General features: G+C 63.4%; 23 protein-coding genes and 1 tRNA gene. 17 read left to right on the top strand and 7 right to left on the bottom strand.

The window, feature by feature from the left end:
* The first annotated feature begins 2 nt into the window (after nucleotides 1-2).
* From fliF to FIU90_RS04055, 16 genes are all read left to right on the top strand, one after another.
* Nucleotides 3-1,646: a flagellar basal-body MS-ring/collar protein FliF gene (gene fliF, locus FIU90_RS03980; RefSeq protein WP_234029616.1), complete on the top strand. Its 1,644-nt coding sequence runs from the start codon at nucleotides 3-5 to the stop codon at nucleotides 1,644-1,646.
* Nucleotides 1,643-2,677 carry a flagellar motor switch protein FliG gene (fliG, locus tag FIU90_RS03985; protein ID WP_234029617.1) on the top strand — a complete coding sequence of 345 codons (1,035 nt, stop codon included), beginning with the start codon at nucleotides 1,643-1,645 and terminating at the stop codon, nucleotides 2,675-2,677. The genes fliF and fliG overlap by 4 nt, the downstream gene beginning before the upstream one ends.
* Nucleotides 2,661-3,275 carry a FliH/SctL family protein gene (locus FIU90_RS03990; RefSeq protein WP_152433609.1) on the top strand — a complete coding sequence of 205 codons (615 nt, stop codon included), beginning with the start codon at nucleotides 2,661-2,663 and terminating at the stop codon, nucleotides 3,273-3,275. Before fliG ends, FIU90_RS03990 begins: the two co-directional genes overlap by 17 nt.
* Entirely contained in the window at nucleotides 3,272-4,600 is a 1,329-nt protein-coding gene (locus FIU90_RS03995) for a FliI/YscN family ATPase (protein ID WP_152433610.1), read from the top strand. The genes FIU90_RS03990 and FIU90_RS03995 overlap by 4 nt, the downstream gene beginning before the upstream one ends.
* Nucleotides 4,593-5,018, top strand: a complete 426-nt coding sequence (locus tag FIU90_RS04000) for a hypothetical protein (RefSeq protein WP_152433611.1) — start codon at nucleotides 4,593-4,595, stop codon at nucleotides 5,016-5,018. Before FIU90_RS03995 ends, FIU90_RS04000 begins: the two co-directional genes overlap by 8 nt.
* 1,192 nt (nucleotides 5,019-6,210) lie before the next feature.
* Nucleotides 6,211-6,693 (top strand): hypothetical protein, encoded by a 483-nt coding sequence (locus FIU90_RS04005; RefSeq protein ID WP_152433612.1) that lies wholly within the window; start codon nucleotides 6,211-6,213, stop codon nucleotides 6,691-6,693.
* 36 nt (nucleotides 6,694-6,729) lie between these two features.
* Nucleotides 6,730-7,308, top strand: coding sequence for a flagellar basal body-associated FliL family protein (locus FIU90_RS04010; protein ID WP_152433613.1), 579 nt, complete (start codon nucleotides 6,730-6,732; stop codon nucleotides 7,306-7,308).
* Between the two features lie 2 nt (nucleotides 7,309-7,310).
* Nucleotides 7,311-8,252 (top strand): flagellar motor switch protein FliM, encoded by a 942-nt coding sequence (locus FIU90_RS04015; RefSeq protein ID WP_234029718.1) that lies wholly within the window; start codon nucleotides 7,311-7,313, stop codon nucleotides 8,250-8,252.
* A complete protein-coding gene (locus FIU90_RS04020) occupies nucleotides 8,249-8,560 on the top strand; it encodes a FliM/FliN family flagellar motor switch protein (RefSeq protein WP_152433615.1) in 312 nt (103 codons plus the stop codon). The genes FIU90_RS04015 and FIU90_RS04020 overlap by 4 nt, the downstream gene beginning before the upstream one ends.
* Entirely contained in the window at nucleotides 8,560-8,847 is a 288-nt protein-coding gene (locus FIU90_RS04025; protein WP_234029618.1) for a flagellar biogenesis protein, read from the top strand. The genes FIU90_RS04020 and FIU90_RS04025 overlap by 1 nt, the downstream gene beginning before the upstream one ends.
* Nucleotides 8,847-9,635 (top strand): flagellar type III secretion system pore protein FliP, encoded by a 789-nt coding sequence (gene fliP / locus FIU90_RS04030; RefSeq protein WP_234029619.1) that lies wholly within the window; start codon nucleotides 8,847-8,849, stop codon nucleotides 9,633-9,635. The genes FIU90_RS04025 and fliP overlap by 1 nt, the downstream gene beginning before the upstream one ends.
* Before the next feature lie 9 nt (nucleotides 9,636-9,644).
* A complete protein-coding gene (locus tag FIU90_RS04035) occupies nucleotides 9,645-9,917 on the top strand; it encodes a flagellar biosynthetic protein FliQ (protein ID WP_152433617.1) in 273 nt (90 codons plus the stop codon).
* A gap of 17 nt (nucleotides 9,918-9,934) precedes the next feature.
* A complete protein-coding gene (locus FIU90_RS04040) occupies nucleotides 9,935-10,732 on the top strand; it encodes a flagellar biosynthetic protein FliR (RefSeq protein WP_152433618.1) in 798 nt (265 codons plus the stop codon).
* Nucleotides 10,729-11,868: a flagellar biosynthesis protein FlhB gene (locus FIU90_RS04045; protein WP_152433619.1), complete on the top strand. Its 1,140-nt coding sequence runs from the start codon at nucleotides 10,729-10,731 to the stop codon at nucleotides 11,866-11,868. The genes FIU90_RS04040 and FIU90_RS04045 overlap by 4 nt, the downstream gene beginning before the upstream one ends.
* Nucleotides 11,869-11,907: 39 nt before the next feature.
* Nucleotides 11,908-13,341: a flagellar filament capping protein FliD gene (gene fliD / locus FIU90_RS04050; protein WP_152433620.1), complete on the top strand. Its 1,434-nt coding sequence runs from the start codon at nucleotides 11,908-11,910 to the stop codon at nucleotides 13,339-13,341.
* A 9-nt stretch (nucleotides 13,342-13,350) separates the two neighbouring features.
* Nucleotides 13,351-13,716 carry a hypothetical protein gene (locus FIU90_RS04055; RefSeq protein WP_152433621.1) on the top strand — a complete coding sequence of 122 codons (366 nt, stop codon included), beginning with the start codon at nucleotides 13,351-13,353 and terminating at the stop codon, nucleotides 13,714-13,716.
* On the opposite strand, the gene FIU90_RS04060 is transcribed toward FIU90_RS04055, so the two are convergent.
* Entirely contained in the window at nucleotides 13,713-14,576 is an 864-nt protein-coding gene (locus FIU90_RS04060) for an alpha/beta fold hydrolase (protein WP_152433622.1), read from the bottom strand. The genes FIU90_RS04055 and FIU90_RS04060 overlap by 4 nt on opposite strands.
* Complete coding sequence (gene nhaA / locus FIU90_RS04065; protein ID WP_152433623.1) at nucleotides 14,573-15,784, bottom strand: Na+/H+ antiporter NhaA; 1,212 nt, start codon at nucleotides 15,782-15,784, stop codon at nucleotides 14,573-14,575. Before nhaA ends, FIU90_RS04060 begins: the two co-directional genes overlap by 4 nt.
* 232 nt (nucleotides 15,785-16,016) lie before the next feature.
* Between nhaA and FIU90_RS04070 the strand changes: the two genes are divergently transcribed.
* On the top strand, nucleotides 16,017-16,529 hold the full coding sequence (locus FIU90_RS04070; RefSeq protein ID WP_152433624.1) for a flavin reductase family protein: 513 nt from the start codon (nucleotides 16,017-16,019) through the stop codon (nucleotides 16,527-16,529).
* A gap of 20 nt (nucleotides 16,530-16,549) precedes the next feature.
* Here the strand turns inward: FIU90_RS04070 and FIU90_RS04075 are convergent, their stop codons facing one another.
* The 5 genes from FIU90_RS04075 to FIU90_RS04095 form a co-directional block, all read right to left on the bottom strand.
* A complete protein-coding gene (locus FIU90_RS04075; protein WP_152433625.1) occupies nucleotides 16,550-16,951 on the bottom strand; it encodes a PaaI family thioesterase in 402 nt (133 codons plus the stop codon).
* Complete coding sequence (gene fghA / locus FIU90_RS04080; RefSeq protein WP_152433626.1) at nucleotides 16,948-17,790, bottom strand: S-formylglutathione hydrolase; 843 nt, start codon at nucleotides 17,788-17,790, stop codon at nucleotides 16,948-16,950. Before fghA ends, FIU90_RS04075 begins: the two co-directional genes overlap by 4 nt.
* Before the next feature lies 1 nt (nucleotide 17,791).
* Entirely contained in the window at nucleotides 17,792-18,154 is a 363-nt protein-coding gene (locus FIU90_RS04085; protein ID WP_152433627.1) for a cupin domain-containing protein, read from the bottom strand.
* Nucleotides 18,154-19,260 (bottom strand): S-(hydroxymethyl)glutathione dehydrogenase/class III alcohol dehydrogenase, encoded by a 1,107-nt coding sequence (locus FIU90_RS04090; RefSeq protein WP_152433628.1) that lies wholly within the window; start codon nucleotides 19,258-19,260, stop codon nucleotides 18,154-18,156. Before FIU90_RS04090 ends, FIU90_RS04085 begins: the two co-directional genes overlap by 1 nt.
* 96 nt (nucleotides 19,261-19,356) lie before the next feature.
* Nucleotides 19,357-19,443, bottom strand: a tRNA-Leu gene (locus FIU90_RS04095).
* Nucleotides 19,444-19,471: the final 28 nt, after the last annotated feature.

The raw sequence follows: 19,471 nt of genomic DNA on the forward strand, positions 1-19,471 counted from the left end.
AGATGGCCGACACCACCAGTCCGGTCCCCGCCGAAGGGACCGCAATCGAACCTACTGTCACGGCGCAGCCTGTGTCTATCGCTCCTGATCGCCTGCGTGATTGGGCGAACACGTTCATGGGCCAGCCCGCGATCAAGCGCGCTCTCCCCGCGATCGCCGGGCTTGCCGGAGTGCTGGTGCTCGCCGCGCTTTACTTCGCGATTGCATCCGGGCCGCAGCGTATCCTCTATTCGAACCTTTCCGACGGGGAACGCGCCAAGGTGGTCGAAACGCTTGAGCGCGGCGGTATCGGATATGCGATCGACAATGCGACCGGTGTGCTCACTGTGTCGGAAGACGATCTGTACCGCGCGCGCATGCTGGTCGCGAGCGACGCCGGGATCGCCGCTCCCGAAGGCGCGAGCGAGATGCTCGACGCGATACCCCTTGGCTCAAGCCGCACCCTCGAAGGCGAACGCCTCCGATTGGCGCGCGAACGCGAGCTCATGCTTACGATCCGCGAAATCGACGGTATCGAGTCGGTTCGCGTGCACCTTGCGACCCCTGAACGTTCGGTCTTCGTGCGCGATGCGAGCGCGCCAACCGCTTCCGTCATGGTCCGGCTCGTGAGCGGCCGGTCGCTCGGTCAGAGCCAGGTCGAGGCAATCGTGAATCTCGTGTCGGGATCGGTCCCCGGTATGACGCCTGAGGCCGTGCGCGTGGTCGACCACAACGGGCGCCTTCTCTCTTCCGCACGCGAGGCCGAGCTCGACGGGCTGCTGCTTCAACGGGAATTCGAAAGCAAACTCCACGAGCAAGTCACCGCTCTGCTCACTCCGTTACTCGGCGAAGGAAACTTCTCCGCCCAGGTGCAGGCCGAGCTTGACCATAGCGAGGTCACGGCCGCGCGCGAGACCTATGACAAGGAAGGCGTGGTGCGCAGCGAAACCGAACGCAGCGCAACCCGGATTGCGGGCGGAGAAGTCGGCGGTGTCCCCGGCGTCACTGCAAACACGCCTCCACCCGATGCCGAAGTGGTCGACGCTCCACCCGAAGCCACCGAAACGGCGGTTGCGGCCAATACGAAGGGCGACAGCGACACCGCGATCCGCCGGGATTACGAAGTCGGTCGCGAGGTCGCAGTGACCAGCACCGGCCCCGGTTCACTTACCAAACTCTCGGTCGCTGTCGCGGTGAGTGACGAGGCGCTGAAGGCAGCCGCACCGCTGACTGCCGAAAAATTGCAGGCGCTGGTGAGCGCTGCTGTGGGCGCAAACGATGCGCGCGGTGACCAGGTCGAGGTCGTCGTCAGCGCATTCGGCACCACGGAAATTGCCCCGCTCGCCTTTTACGAGCAGCCATGGTTTGCGATGGCGCTGCGTTACGGCACCGCGTTGATTGCTGTCCTGCTCGTTCTGTTCCTCGTCGTACGCCCGCTTATGAAGGGCATTCGCGGTCCGGCAGTGGCCACCTCCAAGGGAGAAGACGAGGCAAGTGAAGACGAGGCCGAAGCCGGTTCGGTAGATGTAGACAAAGCCGTTTCTCACGCCAGCCTGCAACAACAGGTCGAGCTTGCCCGCCAACTCGCCGCCTCGCAGCCAGACCGCGCGGTCGAGGCGCTACAGCGTATGCTGGAACCGCCACCGGAAAAGGCGGCTGCGTCATGAGCGTCGCAAGCGAAGCCGCGACCAGGCAGGCACCGTCAGGAGTGATGAGCCGAACGGACCGGGCAGCAGTGTTTCTCACCCTGCTCGGCGAAGAAGAGGCCGCCAACCTGCTCGCCCGAATGGGGCCGTCCGAGCTCCAGCGGCTCGGCAGGGCGATGTGCGCGCTCGGCGAAGTCGGGCAAGATGGCATCGCGGAAGCATTGGCGGATTTCGTTACGGAGGCCGAACGCGAAGTCCTGCCAGCGCGCGATCGCTCGGCGGAAATGCGCAGGCTGCTCGAACGCTCGCTCGGGCCGACCAAGGCCGAGAGTATGATGCGGCGTATCGAACCGGAAGCAAGGCCGCGCACGATCGAAATAGCGCGTTGGCTCGCGCCTGCCGTCCTTGTGCATCTGATCGAGGAAGAGCACCCGCAGGTGATCGCCGCCCTCCTCCTCATGCTCGAACCCGAACCTGCAGCCGAAGTGTTGTCCGGCCTTCCCGGTGCGCAGCAATCGCTCGTGGTAGAGCGCATTGCCCGGATCGGGCCGGTCTCGACGCGTGCGATCGAGATGATCGACAGACTGCTGACCCAGCGCATTGGCGCGAGCTTCGGCGCGGACGCGCTTGCGCTTGGCGGCCCGCGCGAGGCGGCAAATCTCATCAACCTTGCTGCGGGCGAGGTGCGCAACGTCGTACTGCCCGCCATCGCCCAGCGCGACCCGCCGCTTGCCGAGGCGATCGAAGAGGAGCTCTTTACATTCGAGATGCTGTTCACGCTCGATCCGCAGGCAATGGGCCGCCTGCTGCGCGACGTCGACAACGAGAAGCTGGTCGATGCGCTGAAGGGCCTATCCAAACAAGAGCGCGAACCGTTCTTCGCCGCCATGTCGAGCCGCGCCGCAGATGGCATCAAGGACGAGATCGAGCTGCGCGGAAGGCTCGCCCGGTCCGAGGTCGAAGCGGCGCAGCGCGCAATCGTCGAAATCGCGCGGCAGCTCGCGGACGAAGGCGAAATCGTGATCGGAGACGACAGTGGCGAATTCGTCTGAGTGGATTCAGAACCTTGCCGCATCCGGCAGTGGCCAACCCGTTTGGCTCTCTGCCCTAACCAGTCCTGCCGAATTTGCCGAAGGGCCGCCATTTGCGCGCAAGCCCCTCTCCATGGCTCCCGAGCCGCCGCCGGCCGAACCCGAGGCCGCGATTGCCAAGGCTCGCGAGGAAGGCGAGGCTGCGGGACGTGCCGCGGCGCAGGCCGAGTATCGCAAGGCCGATGAGAACCGCCGTGCCCTGCAACTGGCTTTCCGCGCGCTCGACCAGGCGGCGATGGACGCGCTGGCGGCCGAGCTCACCGAAACCGTGATCGAGCTGTGTGGGCAAGTGCTTAGTGAGTGCGCGATCGAAAAACAGCAGCTTTCCGAACGCGCACGCGCTGCGGCCATGCTCCTTGGGGGAGCGCCGGAACATATGAAACTGCGCTTGCATCCAGACGATATCGGCGAATTGGGCCATGCAGCCCTCGAAGGCATGCAATGCGTGGCCGATCCCGAACTGCCGCGCGGCTCGCTAAGGCTGGAGAGCCCGGATGGAGAAGTCCATGACGGCCCCGACCAGTGGCGCCGTGCCATTGCCGAGGCGCTCCGCGGATGATCGAGGTCATGCAGATCGAGCTTGCGCGCATGCGTAAGGTGCACATTGCAGCCGGACCGGTTCGCACGGGCCGGGTCGTCAGCTGCGATGGAGGGATGATCGAGGTCGCGGGCCTGCCGCTTCCCATCGGTTCGCTCGGAGCAATCGAGAACGAGGATGGCGGGCAGTCGCTCGCCGAGGTGATCGGGTTTCGCAGCGGTCATTCGCTTATGATGCTGCTCGGAGACACTGTTCTCCTGCGGCCAGATGCCGCAGTTCGCGCGCTTGGCAATCCCGGCTCGGTGCGGCTGGGCAATGCGCTGCTCGGTCGTGCGGTCGACGGGCTGGGCAAACCCATCGATGGAGGGCCGCCACTGGCGTTGACCGAGACATGGTCGCTGGCCGGCCAGCGCGAGGGCGCGCTCGAACGTGCTCCTGTCACGAGGCCATTCGATTGTGGGGTGCGTGCCATCAATGCGCTCGCGACGATGGGCGTGGGACAGCGGCTCGGCGTGATAGCGGGTTCGGGCGTCGGCAAGTCCGTGCTGATCGACACGATCGCCGGCCATGCAGAGGCCGATGTGATCGTCGTCGCGCTGATCGGCGAGCGTGCGCGCGAGGTTTCCGATTTCGTCGCCCGGCACATGGAAGGTCCGCGGCGCGGCCGGATCGTCGTGGTCGCGGTCCCGGCAGATCATGCGCCAAACCTGCGCCTTCGCGCCGCGCAATATGCCAGCGCGATAGCCGAATACTTCCGCGCGCAGGGCAAGAATGCATTGCTGATCGTCGACAGCCTGACGCGTGTTGCCCATGCGGCGCGCGAGCTGGCCCTGCTGCTTGGCGAACCCGGGGCCGCCCGAGGCTATCCTCCTTCCGCACTTGCCACGATAACGCGGCTGGTCGAGCGCGCCGGCAATTCGGCGCGAACCGGCGGAGCGGTGACGGGGCTCTACACCGTGCTCGCCGACGGAGACGATGCACAGGACCCGGTTGTCGATACCGCGCGCGCGATTCTCGACGGACACATCCTGCTGTCCCGCGAGCTTGCCCAGCGCGGCCATTATCCTGCGATAGACGTGCCCGCTTCGCTGAGCCGGGTGATGGATGACCTTGTCGAACAGCAAATCGCCGAGGCGGCGCGACGCGTTCGGGCGCTCGTCTCCGCGCGCGAGGAAAACCGCGATCTCGTACTTATGGGAGCATACCGTGCGGGCTCCGATCCGCTGGTGGATGCGGCGCTTGAGCATTCCGCGGCAATCGATGCGTTCCTGACGCAGGAGCGGGGCGAGGCGGTCGGCCTTGAGCAGAGCCTCGTCGCCTTGCGAGAGCTTGCAGCCAATGCGTGAACGCCGCCGCCTTGCACTCGTGAAACGCCAGAAGGTGCTTGCCAATGTCGCCCGGCGCGAGGCCATGGGGGCCTTGGCAGGTGCCATCGGGGTGGAAGCGCGCAGCGCAGCGCTTGCCGAAAAGAGCAAGGCGCTTTCCCGGCAGTATCGCGCAGATCCCGGACAGTCTGAAGGGGACGAGGTACGCGCCCTTGCGAAGTTTGCAGGCGCACTTGCCGATATCGCGAAGGAGGCGGATTGCGCACGCGTCGACGCCGGACGGCAGGCGGAAATGAGACAGCAGGCGCTCGCCGCAGCCGAGACGCGCATCAAACGTCTCGATGCTCGTGAAAAGGCGGCGCGGGCGGAGCTGGAAAAGGCGATCGAGCGGCGCGCGCAGGCCGCCAACGCCGAGATGGCACGCAAGTTGCTGAGATAGTCACGACGATCGCGTCACACCGAAATGCCGCCAAGCAGGATAACCCGCAATGATCCCGATTCAGCCAGAAACCTCGATCCGTTCGCACCCGCCCGGCGCACCGCTGGCGCTGGGCAGTGACCCGACAAGGCCCGGGCTGGAAGGAACGCCGTCGAATGAGCAATCTTACGTGCAAGACGCCGGAAGCGCTCGAATACCTGAGTTCTCTGCACTGCTGGGCGCGCAGCTAGACCCTGCTCTGCAATCGCCGCTTTCGAGCGATCTTGCTAGACCGAGGACCGCCGATCGATCCTCGGAGCCGACCCCGCAGGAAGTACTCGACCGGCCCAGCGAAGGAGATGATCAGTCTTCGCCTGCGCAGCCGGGCGGCAGGGTCTTGCCGCCAGCCGGATCGGATTTGCCGGAGCGCGACCCTCTTGCTCGGCAGGTGTCCTCAACCGTGCCGCCGGCGGATCTTCGCCAAACCGCCCCGAATGAAGACAGGCCCGCGGCCCGAGCGATCGGGAATTCAAGCGATCCCGTAGGCGCGCGAGGCGTTGCGCTGGCAACCCTGCCTGGAGAGACATCTGCTCGACCGTCCAAGGCGCCGCCGGGTGCGATCTCGCCTGCCGAAGCTGCCCCCAAGAAGCCAGAGGTTCCTGAGCCCATAGATCCGACTGCGGAATACTCCGGCCTGAGCCATGATGGGAAAGATGATGAGGCCATCGGCGCACGCTTTGACGTTACGCACGTCCGCGTCGATCGTGATCCACAGCCCGACTTCGAAGCGGAAACCGCTCGAGCCACTGATATAAAACGGAATTTGCCCGAAACGGCGGAGCATACGCCTGCCGAAAAGCCGCTTGCGTATTCCAGCATGGCCACCGCCGCTTTGCGGGCTCAGCAGCGGTCGACGTCGCGCGCGCGCGATGGATCCCCGAATGTTCAAGCAGCTGCGCAAGAAACATTGACCGCGACCGGGCGTCGCACGCTGCATTCGCCTTTGGGCGAACGTCCAGCACAAGCCTTCGCTTCGGCGCGCGAGCAAGGTTCTTTCGGTGGTGAGCCCCAGTTCGAACCCCGTTCCGCCCATCCGGCCCAGACCGGATCAGCACCGGTTTCGAATCAAGGCTCCCCTTCCTTGCAATCCGTGATGGTGCCGCAACCATCTGCAACGCTCGCACACGCTGCTCCGGTTCCGCTAGCGCCTGAAATGCGAATCCAGCCCGATCTTGGCCACGCCATCGATCAGCTGGCCGAAGCCCGCGAGACAGGGCGCAACCTGCGGCCCGAACTGGCGCTCAGGCACAGCGAGTTCGGTCTCGTCAACATGCGGATCGAAGCGATCGGCGCGGACCTTCGTGCAACGCTCAACAGCCGGGACCCGGCCTTCGCTCCGGCCATGCAGGCAGCGCTTGCGGAGCGCACCATCATCGCGCCGACCGACACCGGGCAATCCGCGCAGCAGCGGGGCAGCGACCAAGGCGGCGGTCATGGGCCTGCCGGGCAGGGTATGAGCGGCCAGACCGGTTCTGGCTCGGATCCGCGCTACGGGTCTTCCCCAGGGTCGGGTCACGCATCGAGTAAACCATATCCGGGGCAGGACGACGTGGCGGGGCAGGCTTCCGGAGCGCCCACACATCGCTCCGGGTCTTCCGACAAGACTGAGGGGCGCAATCGAGGCGTCTTTGCCTGATCGCCCGCAAGCGGAACCGCGAGGAAGTGAGACGCGATGGCCAAGGACAAGAAAGACGAAGACGAGAAACCCAAGGGCGGTGCGATGAAGATCATCGTTATGGCGATCGTCCTGCTGGCCATTGGCGCGGGCGGTGCCTATGGCGCCTTTGCCGCCGGGTTGCTTGGCGGGGAGGGCGAAAGCGGCCCGGATATCCCGCAATTTGTACGCAAGGGAGAAGCCGATCCTTACGAGTTGCCGTCCAAAGGCGGAGGCAAGGACGAGGCGCCTGTAGTCTACGGCGACGGCGGAAGCGAGTATCGCACCGCCTATTACAGCTTCGAAGAGAGCTTCACCTCGAACCTCGCGGATTCGCCGGGACTGATCCAGGTCGACCTCGCAGTATCGACCCAGCGCGATGGGCGTGTGCTGCTTTGGGTCAAGAACCACGAATTGGCGATCCGCTCGGCGATCCTCGCGCAACTAGCCGCGACACCCGAGGCCGAGGTGTATTCGGTCGAAGGCAAGAAAAAGCTTTCCGAGCGCCTGACCAAGGCCATCAACGAAGTGCTCGAGGAAAAGGAAGGTTTCGGCGGAATCGAAGCCGTGCATTTCAAAGGGTTCCTCGTCCAGTGAGCATGCCCATCGACAACAGCCAGGCATTCGCCGCCGCCAGACCGGTCGCGCAGCATTGCGCCGAATTGGTGACGCGCGGGCCGCGTCCTGAAGAACGCGCCGAGGCGCTCGCCGCATGGCGGCGGGATCTTGCGAGCGTTCTTGCTCGCGATTTGGCGCAGCTGCTCTCGGGCGACCGCCCCAAGGTGAGCATCGGTGAGCCCGAGACGCTTACCGGCAAGGAAGCGTTCGAGCGCATAGGGCCGGTGGCGGCGTACAGCCTGCTGCGTTGCGGAGAGAGCCAGACCACAGTGCTGCTCTCGTTCGACTTTGCCACGGCGATCGCGCTCACCGATCGTTCGTTCGGCGGTGAAGGCAAGCCGGTCGAAGACATTCCAGAACAGCTGCCTCGATCGGCCACTTTGCTGGTTGAACAATTCGCAGTCCTTACAGCGCGTGCAATCGGCGCGGCGGGCGATGGCGAGGCGGGCGACGCTACCAATGCGTCCGTGAGCGGAGACGTTATCGCCCGCAGCGACAGCGCGGCGCGGCTGAAGCCGTTCGGTCCGGATACCGAATGCGCGGTGCTGACAGTCCAAATCTCTGCAGGAGCGGACCTGTCGTGGAGCGCGCTGCTGGCGCTCCCGGCAGACCGTCTCGACATCCTTCTTCCCGGCACCGACCGCACGTGCGGCCAACGGCAAACGCTGTCGCCCGAAACGGCCGCGACCAAACGACCGTTCGCGCGCATCCCGTTGACGCTCGAAGCGGTCCTTGCCGAGATAGACCTCTCTCTTGGGCGGCTTGGAGCCTTGAAGCCCGGAGATGAAATCCCGCTCGCAATGCCGCGCACTGTCCCGCTCAAGGTGGGAGAGGAGGTATTCGCCCATGGCACCCTCGGCACGTTCGAGGATCGCATGGCGCTGCGGCTGACCGCCAATCCTTCACCTGGAGTTTCATCATGACCGCTCACCCAAGCGCGCTTCACCGCTTTGGCGATGTTTCAGTGCGCCTTTCGGTTGAATTGGGCCGCGCCGACCTGCCTTTGAAAGAGGTGCTCGCGCTCGGCGAGGGAAGCGTCGTTCCGCTCAACCGTCTGACCGACGAATTGCTCGACGTAACCGCCAACGGCAAGGTCATCGCGCGCGGTGAAGTCGTTGCGCAAGACGGGCGGTTTGCGCTGCGCATCGTCAGCCTTGAAGGCGGAGACGAAGAGGAAGCAGAGCCAGCGGACGCCTCCGATACTTCGCCTGCTGGTTCCAAACAGCCATGATGGCCGAATACATCCTTCGTCTTGCGCTGCTGCTCCCGCTGCTCGCGCTGCTGATCTGGGGGAGCCTGAGGCTCACGAAGTTCCTCCAGACGCGGATGGTAGGCGACCCCGCGGAGGCGCAGTCGCTCCGCCTCGTCCAGACGAGCCTGATCGCGCCGGGCCTGAAGCTCGCCGTAGTACGTTTCCATGACCGCGAGATCCTGATCGGCTGTTCCCGTCAGGGGCTTGTAAGGCTCGGCGAGAGCGAGGCTCGCAGCGGCATATCGCAGGCGACGGAGGACAGCTGATGCGCCTCCGCATTCTCATCGCGGGACTGGCCTGTCTCGCCGCATTAACCATGTTTGCCCTGTCCGATGCAGCCCTCGCCGCCGGCCCGGCGGTGGACACGCCGGGAATCGGGAGCGCGATCGAACGCGCGCTCGGGAGCGAGGGTGCGGGCGAGGATACGCCCTTGAGCTTCTCGCTCCAGCTGCTCGTGCTGATGAGCCTGCTCACCATCCTGCCCGCCCTGGTGCTGATGATGACGAGTTTCTTGCGCATTCTCGTCGTGCTCACGATCCTGAGGCAGGCGATTGGATTGCAGGGCTCCCCGCCGACACAGGTGCTGGTCGGCCTTGCGCTGTTCCTCTCGCTGTTCGTGATGGCGCCAACGCTCTCACAGGTAAACACGTCGGCAATTGAGCCCTATGCCGCCGGGGCGCTGACTGCCGACGCGGCGATTGCGAGTGCGGGCGAGGCTTTCCACGCGTTCATGATGCAGCAAACGCGCGAGGCAAACCTCATCATGTTCGCCGACATTTCAGGAGTGGGAGCCTTCGCGGATCCGCAAGACATACCGTTTTCGATACTGCTTCCCGCCTTTGTGACCAGCGAGCTCGAAACCGCATTCCAGATCGGCTTCATGCTGTTCCTGCCTTTCCTCGTGATCGACCTCGTGGTGGCAAGCGTGCTGATGAGCCTAGGGATGATGATGCTGTCACCCACCATCGTGTCGCTGCCGTTCAAGCTGTTGCTGTTCGTGCTGGTCGATGGCTGGGCGCTGCTGATGGGCAGCCTTGCGATGAGCTTTGGATAGGAGCGCGCCATGCAGGAAGACGCGCAGCTCCTCGCGCTTGCCGACCAGACCCTTTGGGTGACCGCGCTCATTGCCGGTCCGGTGCTGCTCGCGGCGCTTACCGTCGGTCTCATCGTCGGGATCATCCAGGCGGCAACCTCGGTGAACGAGCAGACACTGACCTTCGTGCCGAAGCTGATGATCGTCGCGCTCGTCTTCGTGGTGCTGGGGGGCACGATGATGGCGCTGCTGGGCGATTTCCTGCGCGAGATATTTGCGCAGGTCGCGCAGATTTCGGCCTGATCGGAGCGCGCGGGGCGATGGAGACGCTCGATTTCGGACTGGGCGTGCTTGACGAGCAATTATGGCAGGTGCTGTTCCTATCGATCCGCTGTGGCGCAGCATTCCTCGCCGCGCCCATGATCGGCGGGATGGCGATACCGCCGACTGTGCGCGTGCTGCTCGCGCTCGCTTTCGGCCTGTTCATCGCTACGTGGATGCCACCGCCCATAACCCCGGAAATGCTAAGCTTTGCTGCATTCCTCGCCATTGCGCAGGAGGCGGTGATCGGCGCGGCACTGGGTGTGCTCCTCCAGATTGCCTTCGCCATCCCGCTTGTCGCCGCAGAGCAAATCGCGGGCACGATGGGTCTTGCGATCGCCACCTCGATCGACCCCAATAGCGGCGCGCAATCGGGTGCGCTTGGCACCTATTTCGGTCTGATCCTGACGCTCCTGTTCTACGCGATCGGTGCGCACCTGCTTTGGTTCGAGCTGCTGCTGGCCAGCTACCAGGTGCTGCCTGCCGGATCGTTCGTGTTCGACGCGGCGAGCGGGCGGGATATCGCGCTGTTCATGGGTTATGGCTTCGCGACCGCCGCACTGATCGCCTTTCCCGTTGTGCTGATCTTGCTGCTCGTCCAGATCGTCACCGGTGTCATCTCGCGTTCGGCCCCGGCGCTCAACCTGTTCGCGCTCGGCCTTCCCGCAGGCGTGCTCGCGGGGATTGCAGCACTCATCATCGTAATGCCCATCATCGTCGACCAGTTCGCAGCGCTGATCGAGGTGACGCTTGATCGCTCTGCCCAACTGGTCGAACAGACCGGAGCAATGCCGTGAGCGAGGACAATTCGGGCGAGAAGAGTTTCGAGCCGACGGAGAAGCGCAAGCGCGATGCCGCCAAAAAGGGCGACGTGCTGCGATCGCGCGAGGTCGGGACCGCAGCCGGGATGGCGACGGCAGCGCTCGCGATGATGCTCGCCGGGCCGTGGCTGTTCGCGAACATAGCGAGTGTCGCGCGCGGCAGTTTCGTGTTCGACCGGAGCGCGCTCGAAAACACTGCCCCTCAAGCCGCATTTGTCTCCGCTGCCGAGGCGCTGCTGCCGCCGATCATCGCGATCGGCCTTTCGGTCATGGTGGTGACGGTAGGTGCGCAATTGCTGCTGGGCGAAGGGCGTTTCGTGCCTTCGCAGTTGAAGCCAAAGGGATCGCGCATAAACCCCGTTACCGGCCTCAAACGGATATTCGGTCTTCAAGGGCTGATCGAGCTTGGAAAGAGCATCCTGAAGCTTGTCCTCCTCGCCAGCATTGCGTGGTGGTGGGCATCTGAAACCCTGCCCGAAATCATGGGCCTGGGTCGCGGCACGCTCGACGCGCAGATCGGCTACGCTTTCGACACCGGGATCACGCTTGTCGCGCTGCTCGTTGCCGGGCTGATCGTGATCGCGGTGGTCGATTATCCGCTTCAACGATTCCAACGCAACAAGCGCCTGCGCATGAGCCACAAGGACATGCGAGACGAGAACAAGCAGACAGAGGGCTCGCCCGAGGTCAAGATGGCGCGGCGCCAGCGCCAGCGCGATCTTGCGCGCGGGAGCGTGGGCAAGGCTATGAAGCAGGCGCAGTTCGTGATCGTGAACCCGATGCATTTCGCCGTGGCGCTGGTCTGGGATCCAGCGCTTGCGCCTGCACCGGTGGTGCTGGCGAAGGGGCGCGGTGAAACCGCGCTCGCGATGAAAGAGATCGCTGCCGAAGAGGGCCTGCCGGTATTGCAATATCCCGCGCTTGCCCGCTCGGTCTATTTCACGACGCGCGCCAACCAGATGGTCCGCGAAGAGCTTTATGTCGCGATCGCGGCGCTGGTTGCTTTCGTCCTCTCGTTGAAGCGTGGCGAGCACCCGCGCATGCCGGAAATCGAAGTGCCGTCAGAACTGCGCTTCGATTCCGAAGGAAGGCCGGACAAGGGGGCTGTTTGAACCGCTTAATCCTTGCGCGCTTAAGCCGTTCTAAGCGGCATGGAAAACATCGGCTCATCGATCATCGCATCGCTCGGCGCGGGCAGCGGCGTGAACTTCATCCAGTTGGCCGAAGACATTGCGTCCGCAAGCTACGCGTTCCAGCGTGACAACCTGTCGAACCGCATAGAGACGCTGGAAGCGAAGATCTCAGCCGCATCCTTGCTCCGCAGCTCGCTGAACGAGTTGGCTTCGGCGCTCGGCGACCGGGTCCGTAATGGCGACCTCGCTCCGCAGGCGAGTATTGGCGACCCTTCGATCGCCTCTGTAGGCATCGCAGCGGGGGCTACACCCAGCGGCTCCTTCTCACTCGAAGTCACGCAGCTTGCCCAGGCGCAGACGCTGGTTTCGAAAAGCTATTCGAGCGGCAGTGACTTCGTCGGCGAAGGCACGCTCAACATCCGTTTCGGCACCGCCGACGGCGCAAATTTCACCGAGGATGCCTCCCGCGCCGTGCTTGAAATCGCGGTCACCGCCGATGACACGCTCGAAACGCTCGCAGGCAAGATTTCCAGTGCGAGCGGCGGTGCGATCGAGGCTTATGTCGCACAAGGGACGGGCGGCGCGCAACTGGTCCTCAAAGGGGAAGAGGGTGCGGCCAACGGTTTCGTGCTCGAGGGGCAGAGCAGCGCGATCCTGCCGCTTAGCCAGCCGGGCGACCTCAGCTATCTCTCGTGGAATCCGGCGAGCGATGCGGGTGAATTGCGGCAAGCCTCGCGCGATGCGCTGTTCAAGCTCGACACGGTCGAGATGCGGAGCGCGGGCAACTCCGTTTCCGGCCTTCCCGAAGGCTTGTCGCTCGATCTCAAGTCGACCAATATCGGTTCGCCAACCACCATTTCCTTCGCGAATAACACCTCAGCGATCACGCAGGTGATGGGCGATTTCGTTGCCGCGCTGAACGATCTTGCCGCGCAGGTCAACGAGACCGCTGCGGCGCAGGGCGGTGCGCTGGGCAACGATCCGGGCGCGCGCGAGCTGAAACGCGATCTGGCGCGCCTGACGAACGAGATCGTGATGCCAGGCGCGGCCGAGGGCGAACCGCGCACGCTCGCCGATCTTGGTCTTTCCTTCACGCGCGAGGGCACGTTCCAGCTCGACACGGCTCGCCTCAATGCGACGCTTGCCGAAAGCCCCGAAGCAGCTGCGGCGATGTTCACCGCCGGCCCTTTCGGCGTGTTCGCGACCATCGATAACCTCGCGCGCGAAAATGCCTCGCGCTCCAGTCCCGGCTCGCTCGGTGCGTCTGTCTTGCGCTACGAAGCGCAGGTCGAGCGCAGCGACGAGCGGCTCGAACGCGTGGCCGAGCAGCAGGAAAAACTGCGCGAGCGGTTGACGAACAGCCTGGTTGCCGCAGAACGGAGCATCAGCACATCGCAATCGACGCTGACTTTCCTCGAGCAGCAAATCGATATCTGGAACAGCCGGAACTAGGCTGGCGCCATGCAGACGTTGTCCAAGAACCCCGCCGCCGCCTATCGCCGCGTCGATCTCGATGCGCGGATCGAGGCTTCGCAAGCCGAAAATCTCACGCGGCTGTGCCTCGAGGAAGTCGTGGGAGCGCTGGGGCAGGCTGAGGTGGCCCTCGAACGCGCGCCGGACTCAGCGCCGCGCGACGTAATCGCCCGCGCTCATTCGATCGCGTTGTGGCTTGCGCGATCGGTCGCGCCCGACAATCCGTTGCACAGCGCTCTGGTGCAATTCTATGGCGGGCTTGCCGCGCTTATCGCGCGCAACTTGTCGCAGCCCAAGCTGGACGAGATCCGCCAGGCGCGGGACGATTTTGCCGACTTGCTTGCCGCCGTCTAGGCGATGAAATCGCGGATGATACGGGCCGCATCGCCGGGATCCTGAAAAGGATGGAAATGGGTCATGTCGGGGCGATAAAGGTCTTCGCCCTGCGGGAGGATCGTAGCGAGCTGCGACCAGGTGGGTGAGCCTTTGAAATCGTGGAAATCGAGCTGCTTTGCCCGAACGACCAGAACCGGGATGTCGACGCCTTTCGCAGCATCGTGGATGCCCCTGTTGCTCCGGCTCGATCCGTAGACGCTGGCTTCCATTTCGGGGAGACAGGCGAGTTCGTAGCCTTCGCCATTGGCGCGCGGGAGGAGACCATGGCGGCAGTAATCCTCGAAAACACGTGGGTCGAATAGATTGTAGGGATCGCGGTCGCGGAAACGTTCGATCATCGCTTCGGGGCTGTCGAAATCGCGTTTGCGCCGCGCAGCCGGATGAGGTTTGTCGGGCGTGAAGAGCGGCGTGCCGTCTTCGTAGTATTCGGGCGCGAGAATGACCGGATCGAACAGGACGAGCTTGCTGAAAACTCCGGGCATGTCGGCGGCGCATTGGAGCAGGATATGCGCTCCCATCGAGTGGCCGACACCAACCGCGTCGCTAATTCCAAGCTGGCGGAGCAGGCCGCAAACGTCGCTCACCAATACGCCCCAGTGTTCGATCGGTCCGCCGCCCGACCGGCCATGTCCACGGAGGTCGATCGAAATCACCCGCCGGTTCGGGAAATGCTCGATCACCGCCTCCCAGACTCGCGCATGGAATCCCGTCGCGTGAGCGAAAATGAGCGGCGGCTCTTCATTGCCCGGTGCGCCCGCCCATTCGAAATAGGCGAGTTCGATCCCGTTGACGCTGCGCGCGCGTAGAAACGGGGTCACGCTCGGGTGGGCTCCGGCTCGGATACGGACGGTTGGGCTGCGACACTCGGGAGCGCCGTCTTCAGCAGGAAGTAACCGAGCACAGCCGCTACGAGCGAACCCGACAGCACGCCCAATTTCACAGCATCCACCTGAGCCGCGCTGTCGAAGGCGAGATTGCCGATGAACAAGCTCATCGTGAAGCCGATCGCTGCAAGCAGCGAGAGGCCGTGAATTTGCCGCCAGTTCACATTCTCGGGCAGCGTAGCAAGTCCTGTCTTCACCGCGATCCACGCGAAGCCGAAGATGCCGACCTGCTTGCCGATAAGGAGGCCGAGCGCGATGCCGAGCGGCAGCGGTGCAAGGAGGTCCGAAGGCGAGATGCCATGAAGCGAAACGCCCGCATTGGAAAAACCGAAAATCGGAATGATGATGAAGGCAACCCACGAATGCAGGCCGTGCTCCATCTTTTCGAGCAGCCTTTCGCCCCGGCGCGATACCATCGGGACGCACATCGCCGCGGCGACGCCCGCGAGCGTCGCGTGGACGCCCGACTTGAGCACGAAATACCACATCAGGACCGTCAGCAGGACGTAGGGAATGCGCGAGCCGAACTTGGCGCGGCCCACCAGTGCGAGTACGAGCAGCGTGAAGCCTGCGCTCATAAGCATGTCGAGCTTCAATTCGCCCGAGTAGAACAGCGCGATGATCGTGATTGCGCCGATATCGTCGATCACGGCGACAGCAAGCAGCAGCGCTTTCAGAGCGACGGGCACGCGGGGCCCCAGAAGCGACAGGATGCCCAGCGCAAAGGCGATATCGGTTGCGGCAGGGATCGCCCAACCGTTGATCGTTTCAGGCGAGTTCCAGTTGAATCCGAGGAAGATCAGCGCGGGGATCGCCATCCCGCCGATTGCGGCGATCAACGGCAGCGATGCCTTGTCCCAGCTCGAAAGCTGGCCTTCGAGCACTTCGCGTTTCACCTCGAGGCCGATGAGAAAGAAGAAGATCGCCATCAACCCGTCGTTGATCCACAGCAGCAGAGGCTTGTCGATCGCGAACGCGCCGTAGGAGAGGTTGAGATTCGTGCCGAGCGCCTCGAAATAGCCGACGCCCGCCGGGGTGTTGGCAATCAGAAGGGCGAGCGCGGCGGCGACGATCAAGACGATGCCGCCCGCGCTTTCCTGCTGCAAAAAGTCCTTCAGCGCTGCTCCAACGCGGTCAATCATGGGAAATCCCGTCCTGCAATCTGTGAGATATTGTTACCTTGCGAATTCAACGCGGAATTCGCCATTACGTGCCCGAAAATCGTCCGAATTCATACGGATTTCGGAAGGGCAAGCATATTCAATGGTGTAGCGGTGGGAATGGCGGCCCGCGATTGACAATTGCCGCGCTGTGGGGGAACGCGCTTGGGCACCGTCCGTTTGCGCAACGCCAGTCTTCTCCCGGAGAATATTCGTGTCCGACAATCCCCCTGCAGGCCCGGTCGACCAGACCGCGTTTCGCAAGCTCATGGGACTGTTTGCGACCGGCGTATGCGTGATCTCGTTTTCGAAGGAGGGAGAGGCCGGGATTTCGGGCATGACCGTGAATTCACTCGTTTCGGTTTCGCTCGATCCGATGCTGGTGTGTTGGAGCCTGCAGAACTCGGCGAGCCAGTACGAGGAATATCTCGAGGCCGAGGAATTCGCGATCAGCATCCTCGCCGACGACCAGCAGGCGCTCGCCCGGCGCTATGCGGCGCGCGGCGACACGGCACTGAGCTCTGCCGACTTTTCCCGTACAAAGCGCGGCCTTCCCGTGATCCGCGATGCGCTGGCGACTATCGAATGCAAGCGCTGGGCCGCCTATCCGGCGGGCGACCACACGATGATCCTCGGCGAAGTGCAGGCGATGGAAGCGCCGGGTAGCGATGTCGAACTGCGCGCGCTCGGCTTTTTCGGCGGACGCTTTTTGACGATCGGGGCGTAGGCCATCGAAAGCCGCGCGGCCTAGTAGAGGATCATCTGCGTGCAGCGGAACAGCGCGAGCTTACGCCCGGTTTCCTCATGCGTGACCACCGAAGACCAGACCTGCGTGGTGCGCCCGAGATGCTCGGCATCCGAGCGGGCGAAGAGCGTGCCGTCCGAGGCTGAGCCGAGGAAATTCGATTTCAATTCGATCGTCGTATAGCCCGTCGCGCCTTCGGGCAGGACCTGCCCCGCGGCAAATCCGCAAACCGAATCGGCCAGCGCGATCATGCTCGCAGCGTGCAGCGCCTTTGCGCCGGAGCGAAGATGGTGCTGGCGGATCGGCATGCGTGCTTCCAGCCAGCCTTCGCCTTCGTCGACCAGTTCGATGCCCATATGCGGGACAAGGCCGCCACCCGGCGGATCGAAACGGGTGTCGGTCATCTTCGAAGGTGCTCCGCGTGCCACGCGATGTGCTCGGCCATGAATGTCGAGATGAAGAAATAGGAATGGTCATAGCCAGCTTGCATACGGACAGTTCCTTTCATGCCGGCGACCTCCATTGCCTGCGAAAGCAATTCTGTCCGCAATTGCTCTTCGAGAAATTCGTCAGCCAAACCCTGATCGACGAGGATCTCGTCCTTGCGCGCTCCGTCCTCGATCAGGGCCACTGCATCGTTTTCGCGCCAAGCAGCCCGATCTTCTCCCAGATAGCGGCTCAATGCCTTCTCGCCCCAAGGCACCTGACCCGGTGCGACGATGGGACTGAACGCGCTGATCGAGCGAAAACGATCGGGATTGCTCAAGCCGATGGTGAGCGCTCCGTGGCCGCCCATCGAATGTCCGGTTATCGATTGACGGGCCATATCGAACAGGCAGTTCGCAGCAATCAAATCCGGAAGTTCGCGCTCTAGATAGCTGCGCATCCGATAATTTTGCGACCACGGTTCTTCTGTGGCGTCGACATAGAATCCCGCCCCCTTACCGAAATCGTATTCCTCGGCAATATCGGGTACGGAATCGCCGCGGGGCGATGTATCAGGCGCGATGAACACGATCCTGTGCTTGGCGCATGCTGCACGATACTCGCCCTTCTCCATGACATTGGCATGAGTGCAGGTGAGACCGGAGAGATACCAGAGAACCGGGAGCTTTTCGCCGTCGTCATGCGCGGGCACGAAAATGGCAAAGGTCATGTCACAGCCGGTGACGTGCGATCGGTGCCGGTAGACGCCTTGAACGCCGCCGTGCGACTTCGTTTCGGAAACGGTTTCGATCTTCACGTCAGACCTCTACCGGCGTGAAAGCGGTCGCCGCGTCTCCGGTATTGGGTGTGCCGGCAGCGTCCATCACGAGCAGCTTCACTTCGCCTCTGCGCGCGCAGGGCCGATGCTCTGTCCCCGCAGGCACGACGATGAGATCGCCAGCCAACATGCGCTCGGTCCGGTCGCGGAACTCCATGTCGAGCTCGCCTTCGATCACGAGGAAAAGTTCGTCGGTCTCGTCGTGTATATGCCAGTGAAACTCGCCCTCGACCTTGGCGAGCCGCACCTCGTTGTCGTTGTAGCGCGCGGCCAGGCGCGGTGCCCAGTGATCGGAGAACAGCGCGAACTTATCGTCGAGGCAGACTTTTGCTGGCGTGGCCATCAGTAGACCACCACGCTGCGGATGCTCTCCCCCGCATGCATCATGTCGAAGCCCTTGTTGATTTCCTCAAGAGTCAGCCGGTGCGTGATCATGGGGTCGATCTGGATGCGTCCATCCATGTACCAGTCGACGATCTTGGGAATATCGGTCCTGCCTCTCGCACCACCGAAGGCGGTTCCTTTCCAAACACGGCCGGTAACGAGCTGGAAGGGGCGGGTGCTGATTTCCTTGCCCGCCTCTGCCACGCCGATGATGACGCTGGTTCCCCAGCCTCGGTGGCAGCACTCCAGGGCATCGCGCATCACATCGGTGTTGCCGGTGCAATCGAAACTGTAATCCGCGCCCCCGCCGGTGAGGTTCACGATGTGCTCGACCAGATTGGCGGTGTCATTGGGATTGACGAAATGCGTCATCCCGAACTTCTCGCCCCAATTCGCCTTGTCCGGGTTTAGATCGACACCGACGATCTGAGCCGCGCCGACCATTTTCGCGCCCTGGATCACGTTGAGACCGATCCCGCCCAGGCCGAAAACCACGACGGTCGAACCTGGCTCGACACCAGCCGTGTTGATGACCGCGCCGACGCCCGTTGTGACCCCGCAACCGACATAACAGCTGGTGTCGAACGGTGCGTCGGGCCGAATTTTGGCAACGGCGATTTCGGGCAAAACGGTGAAGTTCGAGAAGGTCGAGCAGCCCATGTAGTGGTAGATTGTATCGCCTTTGTAGGAGAAGCGGCTGGTCCCGTCGGGCATGACGCCCTTGCCCTGCGTCTCGCGGATCGCGGTGCACAGATTGGTCTTCTGCGAGAGGCAGCTTTTGCACTGGCGACATTCGGGAATGTAGGCCGGGATCACATGGTCATCGGGCTTCACGCTGGTGACGCCTGCGCCTACTTCGCGCACGATCCCCGCACCTTCATGGCCGAGCACGCTCGGGAAGATTCCTTCGCTGTCGAAGCCGTCCAGGGTGTAGGCATCGGTGTGGCAAATGCCGGTCGCCATGATCTCGACCAGCACTTCGCCCGCCTTAGGCCCTTCGAGATCAAGTTCGACGATCTCGAGCGGCCTCTTGGCCTCGAACGCCACGGCGGCACGTGTTTTCATGACGGTTTCTCCCTCACCAACGCAACCTCTGCGCAATGCCATAGCACGCCCCGCGTGCGAGGCGAGGGTTTGCTGTTTGCATGTCAGGAAAGAGAATGGTGCGGTCGAGAAGACTCGAACTTCCACGGGCGTTAGCCCACAACGACCTCAACGTTGCGCGTCTACCAGTTCCGCCACGACCGCACTCGGTAGGGATTTGGGTGACAAACAC

The sequence above is a fragment of the Erythrobacter sp. THAF29 genome, assembly GCF_009363635.1.
GTDB lineage: Bacteria > Pseudomonadota > Alphaproteobacteria > Sphingomonadales > Sphingomonadaceae > Erythrobacter.